This window comes from Dyadobacter sp. AC419 (assembly GCF_979253085.1).
The window spans coordinates 1-16,939 of the sequence record NZ_CEEDCD010000015.1; the positions used below are offsets into that span (position 1 = coordinate 1).

The window sequence follows — 16,939 nt, forward strand, 5'->3', positions numbered from 1 at the left end:
ATTCTCATCCGGAATATCCTTCGGCCAAAAGGATGATAATAGCCTTGTCACAATCCTTCTTTGAGGGTGCTGACCAACCAGGCAAATTCCTGGGCAAAATCTGCGCTCGGCATCAGCGCAAGATGAAAATCAGGGTCGAGTGTGCAAGTCGCGAGCACCGATTTGCATCTAGCTGCGAGCCAAGTTGTGATCCTTTTTCCTCTTGGCTAAAATTGTGTTAAGGGCTACCCTGTAAATCTAGCGTGCCTGACTCCTTCCTTGAATCACCTCGTAATGTTGCGCAAGGCAACGCCTGAGCTGGCAAATGACATCCTGCCTGGCATCTTTGAAATCATCAGATCTGGAAAAATAAGTGTTGCAAATACTATTGATTATACCAGTGTTTTCCTGGATCGTTTCTGATAAAATCTTTTTCAACAGACATAAGTACTGAGTTTCAAGAGCATTTTTATTGTTAGTATGTTTTCTAGTTGAGATTGTCACAAATTCGCTTTTTTATTTTATGTTAACATTTCTTTCTGCTTGGAAGAACATGGCTATTAGGTTAGGTATCCTGCTTTTTAGCACCGTAAAGGTACGCGATTAGATGGCCAGGATCCTTCTCTTAGGCTTTTCTCTTTAAATTGCTCGATAACCTTCAAATCAATCGGAAGCTTCTCACAGTATGGGAAGAATTATCAGGGCGGATAAAGGTAGTTAGTAGTAGTAATATTCCACGATTGATTAGTGTGACGGTTTTGCAAAGAATATTAGGTTTTTTATTGAGCTGGTCACCAGACAAAGTAAATGCATGTGGTACATAGTTTTATATTTAGATTCCAACGCCGTATCCTAGCCAGTACCTGAGTGCCTGAAATAATATCTCATGATTAGTATGGAATTTTATAATCGAATCATCTTTGGCCTGATTGCCTGGTTTTTTTGTACACCTTGCCTAGGACAACAAAAGTATGAACGCGAGTTCAGCATCAAGCACAAGGCTGTTCCTGCAAAGGCAATTGATTTTGTTTCCTCGGTGTTTAAGAAGTCAAAAATCCATTGGTATGGCGAAGAGAGTCTGACCGGAAAGTCGGTAGAAGCCAAGTTGAAATATTCAGGCAAACGTTACAGCATCGAGTTCGACGAATCCGAGAAATTCAGGATGTTGAAATATTGTCAAGTATTGGTAAAATGAATCAAGTGGGAAAAGCAAAACTGAAACATTCCTAAGCAAATCCTTTTCACGTTATAAAATTGTAAAGACCCAATTGCATTGGAAGGGACCCGAGCACATCTTAAAGAATCTTTGCTTGCAGACATTGCTGTAAAGGGTGTTCTGGTCCGTTATGGGGTAAATTATCTTGAAAGGGTCTCGCCGCAAAGTTGAGCGCTATTATGAAGTACTTTCTGAAAATGACGGGACAATCGTTAGCATTAAGGAAGTTGTACAACGCAACACTGATAACTTGATTTATTGATGTACAAGCCCTTTCTGGTTGTTTTTTATTTGTATTAACTAGTGCAACCGCTTTTGGTCAGGCCAGTTACAAAAGGCTGGGCCAATTCCCCAACTCATGTCAGACGCTCAAGTCTGCAGAAAACTGGAAGTTGAACACGAAATTGGAGGCAAGAGAAATTTTTCGAGAAAACAGGCGCGAGCGCTGATTGAATCAGCAGTTGAAATATGAAAGAACGGATCTAAGCTGGGTACTTACCAAAAAGATTTCAGCAGACAATACAATAGGTGGGGGGTACCTGGCCAGGTTAGAGGACGGCCAATTTACGCATCGCCTTATACAACAGTTTAGTAACGTAAAAGAGCTGGAAGTCTTGATTATCGCCCATAGAGTTGTCTTGGATGAGACGTTTAGTGATGGGAGTCCACCAGAATTCAGGCTTCGGTACCGCTTTGGAGGTGAGTCGCCGTTAAGCGGCCAGCAGATTGATCCAAAGGAATTTTATGGGAAAGTCAATAACGAATATCTGGCCCTTTGGTCAGACAAAGAAGCAGATTTGGAGATCCGTGCATCACTTGCCCTGGGATACAATGCAACCGATGATAATAAAATTGAGCTTGGTTTAGAATACCGTGTGAATGGATTTTCACAGGTGGTTAGATCCCACCAACTGTGGTTAACTATTGGATGGTTTCTAAGTATATAAGGCCGGAATTACAGTTAAAAACCTGCTTGATGAAAAATAGAAACGTTTGGATATCCCAGGTAAACCATGGTTGGGACTTGCTTCTGGGTCAACCCCAAGCAAAGGTACGACTGATGATGTTTTTAGTTTACCCTTTCATGTACAAGATGTATTCATCTTTAAAATCCAGCGAATAGAAGCGCGATATTTTCCAAATTTTCTGATACGGTATTCTGATTAAAAAATCTGAATCATCTGCGGATTTGTTGACATGGACCTTACAGTTTATACCTGATTGGGTGACCTCAAGAATGTCTATGAATTCTGTTCAAGAAAATTGGTCCATAAATAGGATCTATGCCATCAGTAAAGGAGTATTCTGCGTGTACAAGAAAGTGAACAGATGGCTCAGAGAGATCATCTAGCACTTGGTTGATAACAGTTAGCAGCATTAAGTCAATTGTGGGCATCTTCATCTCATTAAGCCATTGGATGATTATAGGGCAGCCTTTTAATTACATGTGTTATTACGCCGTTCATTTTGGAGTTATAGTTGATAGAGCTCTTACAAGTAATTGAATTACGAAGAGCAAGTATTTCCTTTATAAATTATATTTATTATTGTTACCTTTATGTATTAGACATGGGCAGGAACATTAGAAAATTCAATGCTACGATGGCGCTAAGATGGTTGATCTTTTTGCCGTTTATTTTCGCTGTCTGTGTTGTGCTGGGCGTTTTGCAAGGTATAGGGAGTATTTTGAAGCGGATGTGCTCGATCATGCTACAAGATATGGGCGTGTAGCCCTAAATACAGGAAGTTCTATGAGTCCACCAATTTGCAGTAGCAGTGGCAGCGCTTGCTACCAGTCATTACCTGGAATGCTATGATACTTGTCGACCTGCTGATTATACTGTCCACGGGGGTTGTCTTTTTTTTAATTGCCAATCACCTGGAAATTGCCAGACAGCATGCTATGGTAGGCGGTACAAAACATGCCTGTAGTAGAAGCAGGTACAGGGTAGAAAGCCAGCTGGATGGTCTATTGTCACGTTACAATAAAGGCCTTTTAAGTGAGAAACAATACTGCGAGCAAAGTGATGCTTTGATTGACCAACTGGCAGATCTTTTGCAGGAAGAAGCCAGTTAAGCCCTCGGTTTATATTAAGATATCCTGAAAAGTAGTACGATACTGATAAACCAAACATGGCAGGGTTATTCAAAAATTCTGGCAGCATTGATAATTAATCAATACAGCGAAACCAAGGGTTGGCCTATCTGACTGATAACCTGCGCCTTTTAATAAGCTTGAATGTAGGCGAGCTAGCGCCGAATATGAACCGGCTTCTATTGCAAATAGCCTCGCACCGCTCTGCAATCCGATCAAAAATTTCAAGCCTTTCAGTGTTGAGTACATTCAGTTTGCCAGTGAGCAGGCTTATCTCTGCATTAAACATTTCCATTTCTGAAATCAGCAGGTAACAATGCGGGAGTGAAAACTGCTGCTTTTGCCCCGAAAATATATACGTATCAAGCTGAGCAACCATCTCTTTGAAAACATCGAGTATCACTTGATTACTATGAAAGTAATCTTGAATGTCCTGATTGTGAGATGGCCTGGAAAAGTCATAAGGTGCATTCAGACGGTTTTGTGCGTAGATCCTACGGTAAAGGGCACTAATTTGTTTGCGCCGGGCATGATCGATTGTAAGATCACTGATCATACACCGGTTTATCAACTGCGCAGTTCGCTTTACACTTTGGCCTGCACCTTTGATCAGCGATTTGCGCTCGGTGGCTGCCTTAAAATATTTTTCAAACACATTAAAATAGTGGGTATTAACTCGTGAGTAGGCTTCAAGCGACTTTTGTAATCCATCCGTAGCATCCATTTCACGCTTTGGCACATAGATTTGGGACGCGCTTACGATTTCGAGAATAGAGCAAGCATAATTAATGCGCTGAGCGAGCGATTTTTCAAATGGCGTTTTGACTAGCAGTAAAGTTTCAGGCATATCTATCATCATTGACAAGGGGGGACAATGCGCCACTATGGGTGATGCAAATCAGGTGAAAGCTTATTTTAAAGATATATTAGCAGGCAAGCAGCGCGCTAATCTGCCAGCGGCAGAGCAGACAGTCTTATTGAAACGGCGGTGCCCTTGTCTTTCATGGATTTTACACTAAGCTGCCCTTTGTGTATGTCGATAATCTTCTTTGCAATGGTGAGCCCTAAACCAAAGCCTGGCACATTTCCCACATTACCAGCCCGCATCATCGGTAAAAACACATCATCTAGCTCAGCGCCCGGGATGCCGATACCCAGATCAGTGACTGTAATAATGACCCACGAAGGTTCTAAATCAACTTTTAGCTCCACTGGCTCTTGCCGTGAGTATTTGCTTGCGTTATCCAGGATATTAGTCAGAACCGTACGCAGTAGCGTCGCATTCCCTAGAATCCTAAGATTAGAACTTTGCTGGGTAAAGGTATCTGTCAGTACCAGGTCAATTTGCTGGTCTGGCCGCTTCTCACCAAAGTAGGTGATTGTATCCAGCACCGTATCGACGATGTTAATTTCATCGCGGACTCTTGCAGACTGCAAACCTTCGACTTCCGCTAAATGCAGCAGTGAGTTGGCAAGCTCGATAGCACCTTCTAAGCGAACCAGCGCCTTTTCCATACTTTGCTGGACATCGGCTAGCTGCTTATCGTAAGCCAGCGAGGTTTCAAGGATTCCCTTTACAACTGTTAGGGGTGTGCGGATCTCATGTGGACGCGTAGGAAACAAAATGCTCCTGACTGATAGCCAGTGCGTTTAAACGGCTTAGCAGCTCATTAAAGGAATTTGCCAGATATGCAGCTTCATCAGCACCTTTGCGGCCCTGCAACCGGAATGAAAAGTCGCTCACTGCCGCCGGGTCCATCTGAGCGATCAGCTCGTCGAAGGGTCGCACTGCGCGGCGCGCAAAGAAAAACCCGGCAAAAGCAACAATCACCAGCAGAATAATATTGCCGCTGGCCAGAATAAAAAAAGGCTCTCACTTGCTTGTATCCCGCTAAGATCGTGCGCCGTGACAACAGAGACGTAACGCTTTCCATCCACTTTAAAGGACAAGGCAATACCTTCTTTAACCCTTTTTAAGGGTCTGGATTTATAACTGAAATAGACTTCTTGCTCGCGGGCTTCATTAAGGAGTTCCGAGGTAAGCTTATAATCACTCGTTCCCGAAGACTCATAAATAACCTTGTTGCTGCTATCTACCAAAAATTCGTGCTGGTCGGGAAGGGTCAGGTAGCTGGAACGATGAAATTCAAGGCGGTTTTCAAAATATAATTGTCCAGCCACTGCCCTGCGCGGAAGGCGGTTACGCATCAGCGACTGTCGGTAAGATTCATAAGCCTGGTAAATGAAGATTGAAAAGACTAGCAACAGAGCCGCTACCAGAAAGCCAAAAACGATGGTAATGCGTTGCTTAGTACTCATGGCTCCGGCCCCATCAAATAGCCGACCCCGAACACAGTATGTAGCAGGCGCGGTTCCGACTTGTCGATCTTGCGGCGCAGGTAGTTCACATACACATCAACTACGTTTGTGTTGGTATTAAAATGTACATCCCAGACATTTTCAAGACAGATCCACACGGTTGATGACCTTCCCCTTGGTTGAGCATAAAGTATTCCAAAAGCGCATATTCTCTGGCAGTCAGCTCGACCCTTTCGCCAGCGCGCCAAACCCGGTGTGAATCCGTTTCTACTTCCAGGTCAAGAAGTTGCAGCCGCTTGGGCCTGGGAGCCCGCGATGGATGACGTCTTGCCAAGGCCTTCAAACGAAAAAGCAGTTCTTTAAAGGCAAAAGGCTTTGCCAAGTAGTCGTCAGCACCCGCTTCAAAACCCATCACTTTGTTATCAAGGCTTCCCAGGGCCGTCAGCATGATCACCGGCACGGCTGGCCAGTTCTGCTTAATGAACCTGCAAAGGTCGTAACCGTTCAATCCAGGCAAATTCACGTCTAGCACAACAACGTCAAACTTGTTCTCATTGACCATACTTCTTCCGATCACCCCATCGAATGCTATCGCAACGGTCGCACCCTCTGACTGCAACCCTTTCTGAATGAACTGCGTAAGTTCCAGGTCATCTTCAACAACTAAGACATTCATGCTGTTATTTTCTGGCTATTTGACGGAGTAAAATTAGGGATCGGGATTTAGAATATCGTTAAAAACGGGCCCTTCTCACCAAATTCTAATAACCTTCTCACCACCCTCTAACCAGGTGCACCTTTAATTTGAAGCCAGTAAGATGTACCCCGGCGCCAAACAAGGCGCTACTCGATATTAAAGCTATGAGCCGCTGTCTAAAAATCCTTAACCCTTTTTGTAACGCTCGTCTTTTACCGGCATCCACCTGCTCTGGGGGCAAACCCTGAGTTTGGAGGGAGCCGTTGAAGGACGACGGTCAACCATTATCCTACGCTGGCAGCGCAAAGATCTGCGCTTGAAGCCTTCCGTGCCAATTTGCAGGTGCTGCGTGATAACCGGCTTCCTAATGTCAAATTGCATGACCAGGTTAACCTGGGAACAGCCAACGGGCTTTCGGGATGCTTACTTTTCGATGGGCCTTATTGTTCCGCGCGTCTGGTCGTGAAGAAGACCCGAAAACGCATCTGATCTGGCTTCGGGCAATCTGGGCACTGGCTTCTGCCGACTGGGAGATCTATAACTTTGGCCGCTTTGGGGCCGAAAATAAACTGGCCAATGCCGACATCGCCAGTAGGGGAGTGCGGGACTGGAACGCGAGCAGTTTGGACTTCGCCAGGTCGTTATTAAAACCTATCTGGATTTGGTATGGCTCAGGCAAAACCTCAAAATCGAGCAGCAGAACCTGGCCAGGGTTGATACAGTCAGGCGTATTATCAATAACCTGGTACAAAACGGCATCCGGCCGGGACTGGATTCTTCACTGGCTTCTGTCGAGCTATCACGCGCCAAGCTGAGCTACTATCAGATGCAGGAAGAGTACCGTAGGGCCAATGTCCAGCTGGCAACACTCACGGGCCGTCAGGTAAATGAGCTGGAAGTGGATACCACCTTCAATGGTGGTTTGCTGCTGGGAGAGCCTGCTCCAAGTACAGAGCGCCGACATCGCATCCACTGCTCAGATACCGCAGTAACCTGCTTACCCGTCAGAATGCAGAGATCGACATGATCCGTAAATCTGCTCTGCCCCGGGTTACGCTGCTTACTGCTGTCTCAGCAAGAGGAACCAGCCTTGATATTGATAATAACTTCGGCCCAATCCGTCAGGGCTTCGGCTATAGCCGTACTAATTTTTTAGTGGGACTGGCCGCAACGGTCAACCTCATTGATTTCAAAAGGGTCAAAACACGCGCTATCCAGCAGCAGTGGCGTGTGCGCGAAGCGGCAAGCCTCTTGACTGTCGAGCAGGTGCAACTGCAAAACACACTAGCGATGGCAGACTCTGTAATGTCGTCCATCCGACTTTCCCTGCGTGAGCTTCCCGTCACGGTAAGATGCCGCTACCGCTTGCCTACCCGGCAACGCATGTCACTTTATAATAATGGGATCGAAAATGCTCTTGGGTATCACCGATGCTTTGCAGCTTTTGACCAGGGTTGAGCGGCAGGTGATCGACGTGCAGCGCCGCGCCGTGGCAGTCAGACTGGAAAAGGCCTATGCTACCAGTGATTTTGAACCATTTTTTGATCTTTTCAGGCGTCCATAACCCTGTATAAATATGCTATCAGCTTCATTAAAACGCCCTATATCAGTCATGGTACTTATTGCGGGGCTTGTTGTTTTCTCGGTTATGTCGGCTAGCCGCATACCGATTGATATTTTTCCACGGCTTAACTCACCGGTGATTTATGTGATCGAACCTTACGGGGGTATGTCTCCTGCGCAGATGAAGGTTTCTTTGCTACCCGTATGCAGGACCAGTTCCTGTACATTGGCGGTATCAAAGAAATTTCCAGCAAAAGCGTCCAAGGGCTTACTGTTGTCAAGCTGGCTTTTTACGAAGGCAGCGACATGGCCCAGGCCGCAGCCGAAGTTGCTATCCAGGTCAACCGGGCGATGAAGTTCTTTCCCCCCGGCGCATTGCCCCCACAGGTAGTGCGTTATGATGCATCGTCAGTTCCGATTGGTGATTTGGTATTCAGCAGTAAAACACGCTCGCTTAAAGAGATCCACGAACTGGCCGTTACCCGGATCAGGCCACTATTTTCAACCGTTCCCGGACTTACTGCGCCGCCACCGATCGGTACCAACTCGCGCACGATCGTCATCAACCTTGACCCGCAGAAAATCCGCAGCCTAAACATTTCGCCTGACGAAGTAGTGGAAGCCCTTGCTGCCAATAACGCGATGACCCCTTCTGGTAACATCCGGATTGGCAATACACTCGCACATAACGACGCTCAACTCGCTGGAAGATCAGGTCTCAGACTTCGGCCATGATCCCCGTCACCACAGACGGGCACCGGACCGTGTTCCTTCGTGATTTGGGTAATGTGGCTGATGCATCGGATGTGACGGCTGGGTACGCCCTGGTCAATGGCAGCCGATCCTCTTCTTACATTCCGGTTGTGAAAACCGCTGACGCATCCACATGGGATGTGGTGACAGCATTAAAAGCCAGGCTTCCCGAAATGCGCAGTCTGCTTCCCGACGACATTGAAGTAGCTTACGAATTCGACCAGTCCATTTTTGTAATCAATTCTGTAAAAAGCCTTCTGTTTGAGGGAGGGCTGGGCGCAATTCTGACAGGCCTAATGGTACTATTGTTTCTGGGCGACTGGCGCTCTTCGCTGATTGTAATCATTACGATCCCTGTCTCTATCGTCGCCGCCGTGCTAATGCTAAGCCTTGCAGGTCAAACGATCAACATCATGACTTTGTCGGGCTTGGCACTAGCCATAGGCGTGTTGGTAGATCAGGCCACGGTGACCATTGAAAACATTCACCAGCACATTGAGATGGGCAAGCCCCAGAAACAGGCTATTTACGATGCCTGTAAGGAAGTAGCCCTGCCGTTGCTGCTGATCCTGCTTTGTATTATTGCCGTCTTTGCGCCTTCTTTTATTATGTCGGGCGTTCCCAGGGCGATGTTCTTGCCGCTGTCGCTTTCGATTGGTTTTGCCATGACGGTATCCTATTTCCTGGCTCAGAGCCTGGTGCCGATCCTTGCTAATTGGATGCTCAAAGAGCATGTGCATGAGAAATCCGCTGGTGCCGAGCGTAAGGTTACTTTTTTTGATAGGGGTAAGGGGCGGCTTCATGCGCCAGAATGAGCGTTTTGTCAAAAGCAACAAACTCGTTGTTGGAGCTTATCTCGTTGTCGTTTTTGCGTTGGCGGCAGCAGGATTCGTCTGGATTGGGAAAGACATGCTTCCGCAGCTGAATTCCGGCCAAATGGTGATCCGCATGAAAACACCCGATGGGACAAGGCTTGAACGGACCGAGGAGAAGGTAAGTGAGCTGTTGGCATTGGTCAACCAGGCTTCTGATGACCACCTGGCGATTTCGTCTGCTTATGTGGGCGTTGTTCCTACCAACTACGCGACTACTAATTTATATGTAAGCACGAGCGGCCCCAATGACGCGGTGATCAAAGTTGGCCTTGATCCTGAGTATAAAACCAATATGCAGGATTTGAAAGAAAGGATCCGAATGGCCGTAGCCGAACAGATGCCAGAGATTACATTGTCATTCGAACCAGCTGATTTGACTGAAAAGCTCATGAGTGGCGGGGCTTTTAGACCTACGCAGAAGTACAGGTTGCAGGAAGGGATATGAAAGAAATTGAAGGCTATGCAAATAAACTCGTGAAGGGGTTGTCACAGCAGGATCATCTGCGGGATGTACGTATTATTCAACCGCTTAAATTCCCGGTCATCAATATTAAACTCGACCGTCAGAAACTGGCAACAATGGGACTGAGCTTACAGCAAACCGCGCGATCGATCACGGCTTCAACATCATCGAGCCGCTACACCGAAAAAAACCAGTGGCTCGATCAAAAGGCAGCCTATACTTACCAGGTGCAGGTCCAGATCCCAGAATTTGCGATGCGAAACATGGCCCAGTTACAGGAAATCCCGCTGGTAGCAGGTCAGCCCAGACCGGTGCTAGCCGATGTGGCAACCTTTTCGGTTGATACACTTCCAGGGGAATACGCCCGTATCGGGCCGCGGCGCTTTGTAACCGTTTCAGCCAACATCCATCACCAGGATTTGGGTAGTGCCACCCGATCAGTTGAAAAAGTAATCACAGGGTTGGGAGCGGCTCCCAAAGGTCTGGTAACAGAAGTAAAGGGAATGTCATCGCTTTTGACCGAAACACTGGACAGCTTGCAACTTGGACTGGGCATTGCAATTGTGGTGATCTTTTTGCTTTTGGCTGCTAACTACCAATCATTTAAGTTGTCGCTGGTGATCCTTTCAACAGTGCCAGCCGTAATCGTGGGCTCAATTGCATTTCTGCTATTGACTGGCAGTACACTAAACCTGCAATCTTACATGGGTATCATTATGTCAACGGGTATTTCCGTTGCCAATGCGATCCTGATCGTAACCAATGCCGAGCGGCTGCGATGGGAGTACCGCGACGTGCGCCGGGCAGCATTAGAAAGTGCAGGTGTGCGTTTAAGGCCAGTGTTAATGACCAGCTTTGCCATGGTGGCAGGTATGGTGCCAATGGCTTTGGGAACCGGGGAAGCCGGAGAACAAGTTGCCCCACTTGGTCGCGCGGTCATCGGCGGGCTGATCGCTTCGACGCTGGCAGCCCTTTACATCGTACCCCAGGTATATGTGTTTTTACAAAATAAAACAGCTTATAAAGATCCATCCCTTTTACCCCTTGAAAACGCGCTACCCACTCCATCAGATTTGCATGTCAATGGGCACTCAGACCAAACTACTTATGAAAAACATAGCATATAATTGTCTTGCCCTTGCAATTGGGCTAACCGTGTTCAGCGCTTGCTCGTCCTCAGAGTCTGCCGACACTAAAACACAGAAAAAAGCGTGAGCAAACCAGCTGTAAAGCTTGGGATGGTAAGCTCTGCGAAAGTAGGCCAGCACGTTCAGCTGCCTGGCGAATTCATGGCTTTTCAGGAAGTGAGCATCTACCCAAAAGCAGACGGGTTCGTAGAAAAAGTGCTTGTAGACCGTGGTAGCAATGTCCGCAAAGGGCAGGTGTTGATGGTCTTGGAGGCTCCTGAAACCGAAGAGCAGTTGGTAGCAGCCCGCTCCAATTACCTAAAAGCAAAAGCCATGCTGGTGGCTAGTCACGAGCATTACAAAAGGCTAAAAGCCAGTGCCGGCATCCGTGGATCTGTGTCAGCGCTGGACCTGGAAAGCGCCAATGCGAAAATGATGGCAGACAGTGCAGCGGCGATGGGGGAGCAGGCTAACTTTAATGCGCTTACCAAGATCAAATCTTATCTTACAGTGCGCGCGCCCTTCGATGGCGTCATTACGGAAAGGAATGTTCACCCTGGTGCGTTGGTTGGCTCCGGAGTGCGCCTGCAAGGGCCGATGCTGATGCTCCAGCAGCAAAACCGGCTTAGGTTGGTCGTAGATGTGCCTGAGACATATAGCGTTGGATTAAAGCAAGGAAAGCAGGTCAGTTTCACAGTTAATGCAATGCCTGGCGAGCAATTCAAGGGTAAGGTCAGCCGCCGCTCTGGAAATATGAACCAAAAATTCCGCTCAGAGACTATTGAAATAGATGTAGCAAATGCCAAAGGGGGAATTAAGCCTGGTATGTTCGCCGAAGTTGTCTTCACTCCGGAAGGTACACAGGGTGCTCTTACCGTGCCAGCAGAAGCGGTCGTCACATCGACAGAAGGGCAGTATGTGATTAAGGTCAATCAGGGAAAAGCCCAGTTTGTTGAAGTCCGTAAAGGCATGCAATCGGATGAGATGACAGAAGTTTTTGGCGCGCTTCGGGATGGCGACCAAATTATTGTCAATCCACGAAATGATATGAAAGATGGGGCGCAGGTTGCCATGAATTAGAGCGAGGGAAATTTGAAGTTACTTGGATCTCTAACTTGTCATTACCATGATACTACTTGATCTATTATGCCTGCTTATTTTGGGTGTAGTGTGTTTTTGGGTTCATTATCTTTCGACCGTCCTTACTTCAAACAAAAGCAGAAATAAACGTAGACTGCGAGCAAAGCAGAAAAGGAAGATGTCTGAAATCCCAGATTAAAAAGGAACTGGATAATTTACTGGTGCAATACAATCAGGGCAGTATTAGTGAGCAGCAATACTATGAAGTAGCTAACCCTATTGATCGATAAATTATCTGATCTATATTCGGAAGTTGTATGGACTTTATGAGGCACATAATAATACTTATTAAACCCTAAGAAATCTCGTAGATGAACACCGATAAAGAAAAAGATAATCTATCACCATTTAAGCCCAATGACCACCTTGCCAACGAGCGGACTTATCTGGCTTGGGTTAGAACTGGCATCGGCATCATGGCTTTTGGCTTTGTGGTAGTAAAATTTTCGCTTTTCGTTAAACAGATTGGTTTTGTATTGCATACGAAAGTAACTGCGCCCTCTCATGGCTATTCATCGATAATCGGAATTATTCTGGTCGGCCTGGGTACGCTTTCCATCCTGTTTGCTTTCTTACAATACCGCAGGACTGAAAGGCAGCTCGAGACCGGAGAGTACAAACCCACTACAGTACTTACCACAGTGTTGACTGGGGTTATTTTCCTGATTAGCATTCTGCTGATTGCATATCTATTACAGAGTGTATAATGTCGGCATAGGTATTATACAAAATGGTTGAAGATTGATTTTAATTCAAGCTTTTTACCCTTTTATAAGAATTACCCAAAATTGCCGATGATCACAGAGATATCTTGTCAGGGAAAAGCGGTCGGCAAATAGGTGTTTATTTTGGTCCCAACAACAGCACTGCGTATCTCGCTAATTTTAATACAGATGGCTGTCTCAGACTGCCGTTTTATTTAACTGTCAATACTTTTGAAAGATATTATTGGAAACATACTATCGACGCTCGCCCTGATATTAATAATCCTTTGGCTGATCGGGTATCTTGGATTTGACGGCTTTGGGATGGGCAACATCTTTCATTATTTGCTTGTGATAGCGGTTGTAGCTATTCTTCTCAGAGTAATTCGAGGTTAAAAGGTAATTACAAACCTACCGAAATATTGCATGTTAGCTGGAAGTGTCTCAATAAATCAGAGTTGGGAGATCAAGTAAATTACATCCGGGTAACCCATTCTATACTATTTCTTTGAAGTCTTATTTTTTGATCCTGTTCCATTTTTTTTAACAATCTTGATATGACTTCCCGAGAAGTATTGAGATCATTGGCAATCTGATGATGGGTAATTAAAATCTGACTGGTCTTAGTAGTGCTAAACCGATTTTTTAGGTAAAATTCCAGCCTTTCATCCATGCCCTTAAATACTACATTGTCAAATACCACCAGCAGCTCTTCAAAGCGGGCCCGGTAGTTGGCGATGACAAAGTAGTACCAGGTTTTATATTTTTGCATCAGCTCGTCCATTAACTGGATCGGGATCAGAATTGCAACGGTATCTTCCAGGGCTTTGGCCATGATCTCACTAGCCTCTTGTTTGGTATTACAGATCATGGACAAGGCGCATGCGCTTCCCGGTTCCAGATCATAGATAAAGGCTTCCTGCCCATCATCACCCTGACGGTAAAGTTTCACTTTCCCGCTTCCAATAAGCAAGGTATGTTTAATGTACTGTCCGGCCCGCATGATTACTTCTCCCGCTGGAATCGTTTTCAGGCTGCATTCCCGGATCAGGTGCTGTTTTAATTCAGGTTCGAAATCCGGGAAAACGGTGTCGAGAAAGTAGGAAATATCTTCACTCATAACTAGCTAAATGATTAAGCGGGGCATAAAGTCATAAAAAAAATGCGAACTAAAAGGTTCCGAGATGTTTGTTTCTAAAAGCTTGGGGACATAACAAATATTATTTCCCATATGTGACCTTTATCACTTTCCCGGCGCTTGACACTTCTGATTTTTGCAGCATAAACAATGCAAAAAAATGGAAATCATCGCCTACATAGCGTCTGTATTTATTGGTATCTCATTGGGTATGATCGGCGGGGGCGGCTCCATTTTGACTGTCCCTGTCCTGGTCTATATGTTCGGTATTAGTCCTTTGGTATCAACATCGTACTCGCTGTTCATTGTCGGATCAACCAGTCTTGTCGGGGCATATAGCAATTACCGTAAAGGCGCAGTCAAAATCAAAACTGCACTGCTGTTCGGAAGCACATCGATCACAACGGTTTTCCTGACCGCGGTAAGTTTTTAATTCCCTTGGTGCCCCATGATCTTTTTAGCATTGGAGCCTTTCAGATCACCGAACCTTTACTGACGATGGTACTCTTTGCTGTGCTGATGGTGGCGGCATCGGTAGGCATGATCAAGAGCAAGGAGCGAAAACCGGGGTGTTTGGAGTGCGACTTAAAAGGTAATATTGCCCGGATGCTTTTAAGTGGCATCGGTATTGGACTTACTACGGGCTTTCTGGGAGCAGGCGGCGGGTTTTTGCTGATACCGACCTTGGTATTGATCCTGGGTATGCCTATGAAGGAAGCTGTGGGCACTTCGCTTCTGATTATCGCGCTTAATTCGCTGATTGGTTTTGCAGGGGATATAGGACATTTTGTGATTGACTGGGCTTTTCTACTGAAAATTACTGGTATTGCCATGGCAGGGATTTTAATCGGGGGCATCCTAGCCAAAAGGGTTAATGCTACTTCTTTGAAAAAAGGGTTTGGCTGGTTTGTGCTGGTGATGGGGATTTACATTATATCCTCCGAGCTGATACATCTCAAATAAATTTTCAATTACTGGCCAAGCAGGTGAAATGATTTTCATTTTTTCCCCGCAATGTGACTCTTGTCACTGACCGGCCAGCTAAACATCCTGAAATTTGTATAGTTAATTCAAAAAGGTTTGAAAAATCAAAAGACCATCACTATGAAAATTGAGCAAATTTATACCGGCTGCCTCTCGCAAGGAGCCTATTATATCGAAAGCAATGGGGAAGCTGTCGTAATCGACCCACTGCGTGAAGTTGAGCCCTATATCAACCGTGCAGAACAAAATGGGGCAAAAATAAAATTTGTCCTGGAAACGCATTTTCATGCGGATTTTGTATCAGGCCATATTGACCTGGCTGAAAAAACAGGTGCGCAAATCGTTTTTGGTCCGACCGCTAAACCCGGCTTTGATGCTCTTGTAGCCGTGGACGGCCAGGTTCTGAAAGTGGGCGATGTGTCGCTTACAGTATTGCATACGCCAGGGCACACCATGGAAAGCACCTGTTATCTTTTAAGTGATCAGCAGGGAAAACAGGTTCGGCATTTTTACAGGGGATACCCTGTTCATTGGTGATGTTGGGCGTCCTGATCTGGCACAAAAGGTATCCGCCGGACTGACACAAGAAAAGCTGGCAGAGCATCTGTTTGATTCCTTGCGAAATAAGATTATGCCGCTTGCTGATGATATTATTGTCTATCCGGCCCACGGCGCAGGAAGTGCGTGCGGTAAAAACATGAGCAAGGAAACAACCGATACATTGGGTAGCCAGAAAACCTCCAACTATGCCCTCAGACCGGATATGACCAGGGAAGAATTTGTCGAAGAAGTTACGGGTGGCCTGATGCCACCCCCTGCTTATTTTCCCGAGAACGTTTTGATGAATGTCAATGGCTACGAAAGCATTGACAGGGTTCTTGAAAGGGGAGCCCCAGGCTTTGGATGCGGCGGCTTTTGAGGCGGTGGCAAACCAAACTGGCGCGGTCGTCCTTGATACCCGGGATGCAGAAATCTTTGCAAAAGGGTTCGTGCCTGAGACTCGATCAACATCGGGATAAATGGCGGCTTTGCTCCCTGGGTTGGAGCGCTTATTCCCGACATCAAACAAAGCATATTGATTATTACTGAGCAGGGTAGGGAAGAAGAAGTGGTGACCCGTCTTGCGCGTGTGGGCTATGACCATACGATCGGATATTTAAAAGGCGGGATCGATGCCTGGGTCAAAGCCGGTAAAGAAACCAGCCAGATCCAGTCAGTAACCGCTGACCAGATAGAGTCAGCGCTTGAAAATTGACCCTTGCCATCGGTGCGTGCTGGACGTACGTAAGGCAAGTGAGTTCCTCTGAGCATATGTTGGATGCAGAAAATATCCCCCTGGATTATATCAATGATCACCTGGCGCAGATCGATAAAAACAAAACGTACTTCGTACACTGCGCCGGCGGTTACCGGTCGATGATCTTTAATTCAGTACTCAAAGCACGGGGATATGACAATCTGATCGATGTCAGGGGAGGTTTTAAGGCAATTAAGGATTCAGGCAAGCTTGAAGTAAGCAATTATGTTTGTCCAAGTACACTATTGTAAGATAAGATCATGGGAATTATGTCATTGTTTTTTCGGACATAATAAAACAGACTTGAAAGGCCTTGTCGGGCACGGGGCACTGATCGTTGACGTGCGTAGCCCTGAGGAATTCGCATCGGGCCATATTGATGAGAGCATTAATATTCCGCTTGATAAGATAAGCGACAAAGCATCATTTTTGAAAAAATATGGAAAGCCTGTCATTACCTGTTGTCGTAGCGGCACGCGCAGTGGGCTGGCAGAAGGGATATTAAAAATGGCCGGGGTCCAGGTTTATAACGGCGGGGCCTGGGATAAGCTCAGACAAAAAATTCAATAAAAAAACACCTTTAAACTAT

20 protein-coding genes and 2 pseudogenes are annotated in these 16,939 nt (G+C 46.1%); 16 read left to right on the forward strand and 6 right to left on the reverse strand.

Annotated elements, in window-relative coordinates; translation table 11 throughout:
* The first annotated feature begins 874 nt into the window (after window positions 1-874).
* From AC0IYG_RS07135 to AC0IYG_RS07145, 3 genes are all read left to right on the forward strand, one after another.
* Entirely contained in the window at window positions 875-1,174 is a 300-nt protein-coding gene (locus tag AC0IYG_RS07135; RefSeq protein ID WP_471710411.1) for a hypothetical protein, read from the forward strand.
* Between the two features lie 470 nt (window positions 1,175-1,644).
* The gene (locus tag AC0IYG_RS07140; protein ID WP_471710413.1) at window positions 1,645-2,142 is read left to right on the forward strand and encodes a DUF2490 domain-containing protein; all 498 of its coding nucleotides are present in this window, start codon (window positions 1,645-1,647) and stop codon (window positions 2,140-2,142) included.
* An 866-nt stretch (window positions 2,143-3,008) separates the two neighbouring features.
* Window positions 3,009-3,272, forward strand: coding sequence for a hypothetical protein (locus AC0IYG_RS07145; RefSeq protein WP_082218085.1), 264 nt, complete (start codon window positions 3,009-3,011; stop codon window positions 3,270-3,272).
* A gap of 124 nt (window positions 3,273-3,396) precedes the next feature.
* Here AC0IYG_RS07145 and AC0IYG_RS07150 read toward each other — a convergent pair whose 3' ends face one another.
* The 5 genes and pseudogenes from AC0IYG_RS07150 to AC0IYG_RS07170 all read right to left on the reverse strand — a co-directional run bounded on the left by AC0IYG_RS07150 (window position 3,397) and on the right by AC0IYG_RS07170 (window position 6,285).
* Window positions 3,397-4,137 carry a hypothetical protein gene (locus AC0IYG_RS07150; protein WP_082218086.1) on the reverse strand — a complete coding sequence of 247 codons (741 nt, stop codon included), beginning with the start codon at window positions 4,135-4,137 and terminating at the stop codon, window positions 3,397-3,399.
* A gap of 98 nt (window positions 4,138-4,235) precedes the next feature.
* Entirely contained in the window at window positions 4,236-4,805 is a 570-nt protein-coding gene (locus AC0IYG_RS07155) for a sensor histidine kinase (RefSeq protein ID WP_471710415.1), read from the reverse strand.
* A gap of 85 nt (window positions 4,806-4,890) precedes the next feature.
* Complete coding sequence (locus AC0IYG_RS07160; protein ID WP_471710417.1) at window positions 4,891-5,121, reverse strand: HAMP domain-containing protein; 231 nt, start codon at window positions 5,119-5,121, stop codon at window positions 4,891-4,893.
* Window positions 5,118-5,609 carry a hypothetical protein gene (locus AC0IYG_RS07165; protein ID WP_471710418.1) on the reverse strand — a complete coding sequence of 164 codons (492 nt, stop codon included), beginning with the start codon at window positions 5,607-5,609 and terminating at the stop codon, window positions 5,118-5,120. Before AC0IYG_RS07165 ends, AC0IYG_RS07160 begins: the two co-directional genes overlap by 4 nt.
* A pseudogene (locus tag AC0IYG_RS07170) lies at window positions 5,606-6,285 on the reverse strand (response regulator transcription factor). The gene AC0IYG_RS07165 and the pseudogene AC0IYG_RS07170 overlap by 4 nt, the downstream one beginning before the upstream one ends.
* A gap of 440 nt (window positions 6,286-6,725) precedes the next feature.
* On the opposite strand from AC0IYG_RS07170, the gene AC0IYG_RS07175 reads away from it, so the two are divergent.
* The 9 genes from AC0IYG_RS07175 to AC0IYG_RS07215 all read left to right on the forward strand — a co-directional run bounded on the left by AC0IYG_RS07175 (window position 6,726) and on the right by AC0IYG_RS07215 (window position 13,327).
* On the forward strand, window positions 6,726-7,121 hold the full coding sequence (locus tag AC0IYG_RS07175) for a hypothetical protein (RefSeq protein WP_471710419.1): 396 nt from the start codon (window positions 6,726-6,728) through the stop codon (window positions 7,119-7,121).
* 208 nt (window positions 7,122-7,329) lie between these two features.
* On the forward strand, window positions 7,330-7,764 hold the full coding sequence (locus AC0IYG_RS07180) for a hypothetical protein (protein ID WP_471710420.1): 435 nt from the start codon (window positions 7,330-7,332) through the stop codon (window positions 7,762-7,764).
* A 309-nt stretch (window positions 7,765-8,073) separates the two neighbouring features.
* A complete protein-coding gene (locus AC0IYG_RS07185; RefSeq protein ID WP_471710422.1) occupies window positions 8,074-8,604 on the forward strand; it encodes an efflux RND transporter permease subunit in 531 nt (176 codons plus the stop codon).
* Entirely contained in the window at window positions 8,601-9,437 is an 837-nt protein-coding gene (locus AC0IYG_RS07190) for an efflux RND transporter permease subunit (RefSeq protein ID WP_471710423.1), read from the forward strand. Before AC0IYG_RS07185 ends, AC0IYG_RS07190 begins: the two co-directional genes overlap by 4 nt.
* Entirely contained in the window at window positions 9,424-9,942 is a 519-nt protein-coding gene (locus AC0IYG_RS07195) for an efflux RND transporter permease subunit (protein ID WP_471710424.1), read from the forward strand. Before AC0IYG_RS07190 ends, AC0IYG_RS07195 begins: the two co-directional genes overlap by 14 nt.
* The gene (locus AC0IYG_RS07200) at window positions 9,939-11,087 is read left to right on the forward strand and encodes an efflux RND transporter permease subunit (RefSeq protein ID WP_471710425.1); all 1,149 of its coding nucleotides are present in this window, start codon (window positions 9,939-9,941) and stop codon (window positions 11,085-11,087) included. Before AC0IYG_RS07195 ends, AC0IYG_RS07200 begins: the two co-directional genes overlap by 4 nt.
* A gap of 84 nt (window positions 11,088-11,171) precedes the next feature.
* On the forward strand, window positions 11,172-12,167 hold the full coding sequence (locus tag AC0IYG_RS07205) for an efflux RND transporter periplasmic adaptor subunit (RefSeq protein WP_471710426.1): 996 nt from the start codon (window positions 11,172-11,174) through the stop codon (window positions 12,165-12,167).
* Window positions 12,168-12,538: 371 nt separating this feature from the next.
* Window positions 12,539-12,934 carry a YidH family protein gene (locus tag AC0IYG_RS07210; RefSeq protein WP_471710428.1) on the forward strand — a complete coding sequence of 132 codons (396 nt, stop codon included), beginning with the start codon at window positions 12,539-12,541 and terminating at the stop codon, window positions 12,932-12,934.
* Between the two features lie 228 nt (window positions 12,935-13,162).
* Window positions 13,163-13,327, forward strand: a complete 165-nt coding sequence (locus tag AC0IYG_RS07215; protein WP_439556175.1) for a lmo0937 family membrane protein — start codon at window positions 13,163-13,165, stop codon at window positions 13,325-13,327.
* 79 nt (window positions 13,328-13,406) lie between these two features.
* On the opposite strand, the gene AC0IYG_RS07220 is transcribed toward AC0IYG_RS07215, so the two are convergent.
* On the reverse strand, window positions 13,407-14,051 hold the full coding sequence (locus AC0IYG_RS07220; RefSeq protein ID WP_471710429.1) for a Crp/Fnr family transcriptional regulator: 645 nt from the start codon (window positions 14,049-14,051) through the stop codon (window positions 13,407-13,409).
* Window positions 14,052-14,229: 178 nt separating this feature from the next.
* On the opposite strand from AC0IYG_RS07220, the gene AC0IYG_RS07225 reads away from it, so the two are divergent.
* From AC0IYG_RS07225 to AC0IYG_RS07240, 4 genes and pseudogenes are all read left to right on the forward strand, one after another.
* Window positions 14,230-14,502 carry a TSUP family transporter gene (locus tag AC0IYG_RS07225; protein ID WP_471710430.1) on the forward strand — a complete coding sequence of 91 codons (273 nt, stop codon included), beginning with the start codon at window positions 14,230-14,232 and terminating at the stop codon, window positions 14,500-14,502.
* A 65-nt stretch (window positions 14,503-14,567) separates the two neighbouring features.
* Entirely contained in the window at window positions 14,568-15,032 is a 465-nt protein-coding gene (locus AC0IYG_RS07230; RefSeq protein WP_471710432.1) for a sulfite exporter TauE/SafE family protein, read from the forward strand.
* Between the two features lie 141 nt (window positions 15,033-15,173).
* Window positions 15,174-16,601, forward strand: a pseudogene (locus tag AC0IYG_RS07235) (MBL fold metallo-hydrolase).
* 52 nt (window positions 16,602-16,653) lie between these two features.
* Window positions 16,654-16,920 carry a rhodanese-like domain-containing protein gene (locus AC0IYG_RS07240; protein ID WP_471710434.1) on the forward strand — a complete coding sequence of 89 codons (267 nt, stop codon included), beginning with the start codon at window positions 16,654-16,656 and terminating at the stop codon, window positions 16,918-16,920.
* Window positions 16,921-16,939: the final 19 nt, after the last annotated feature.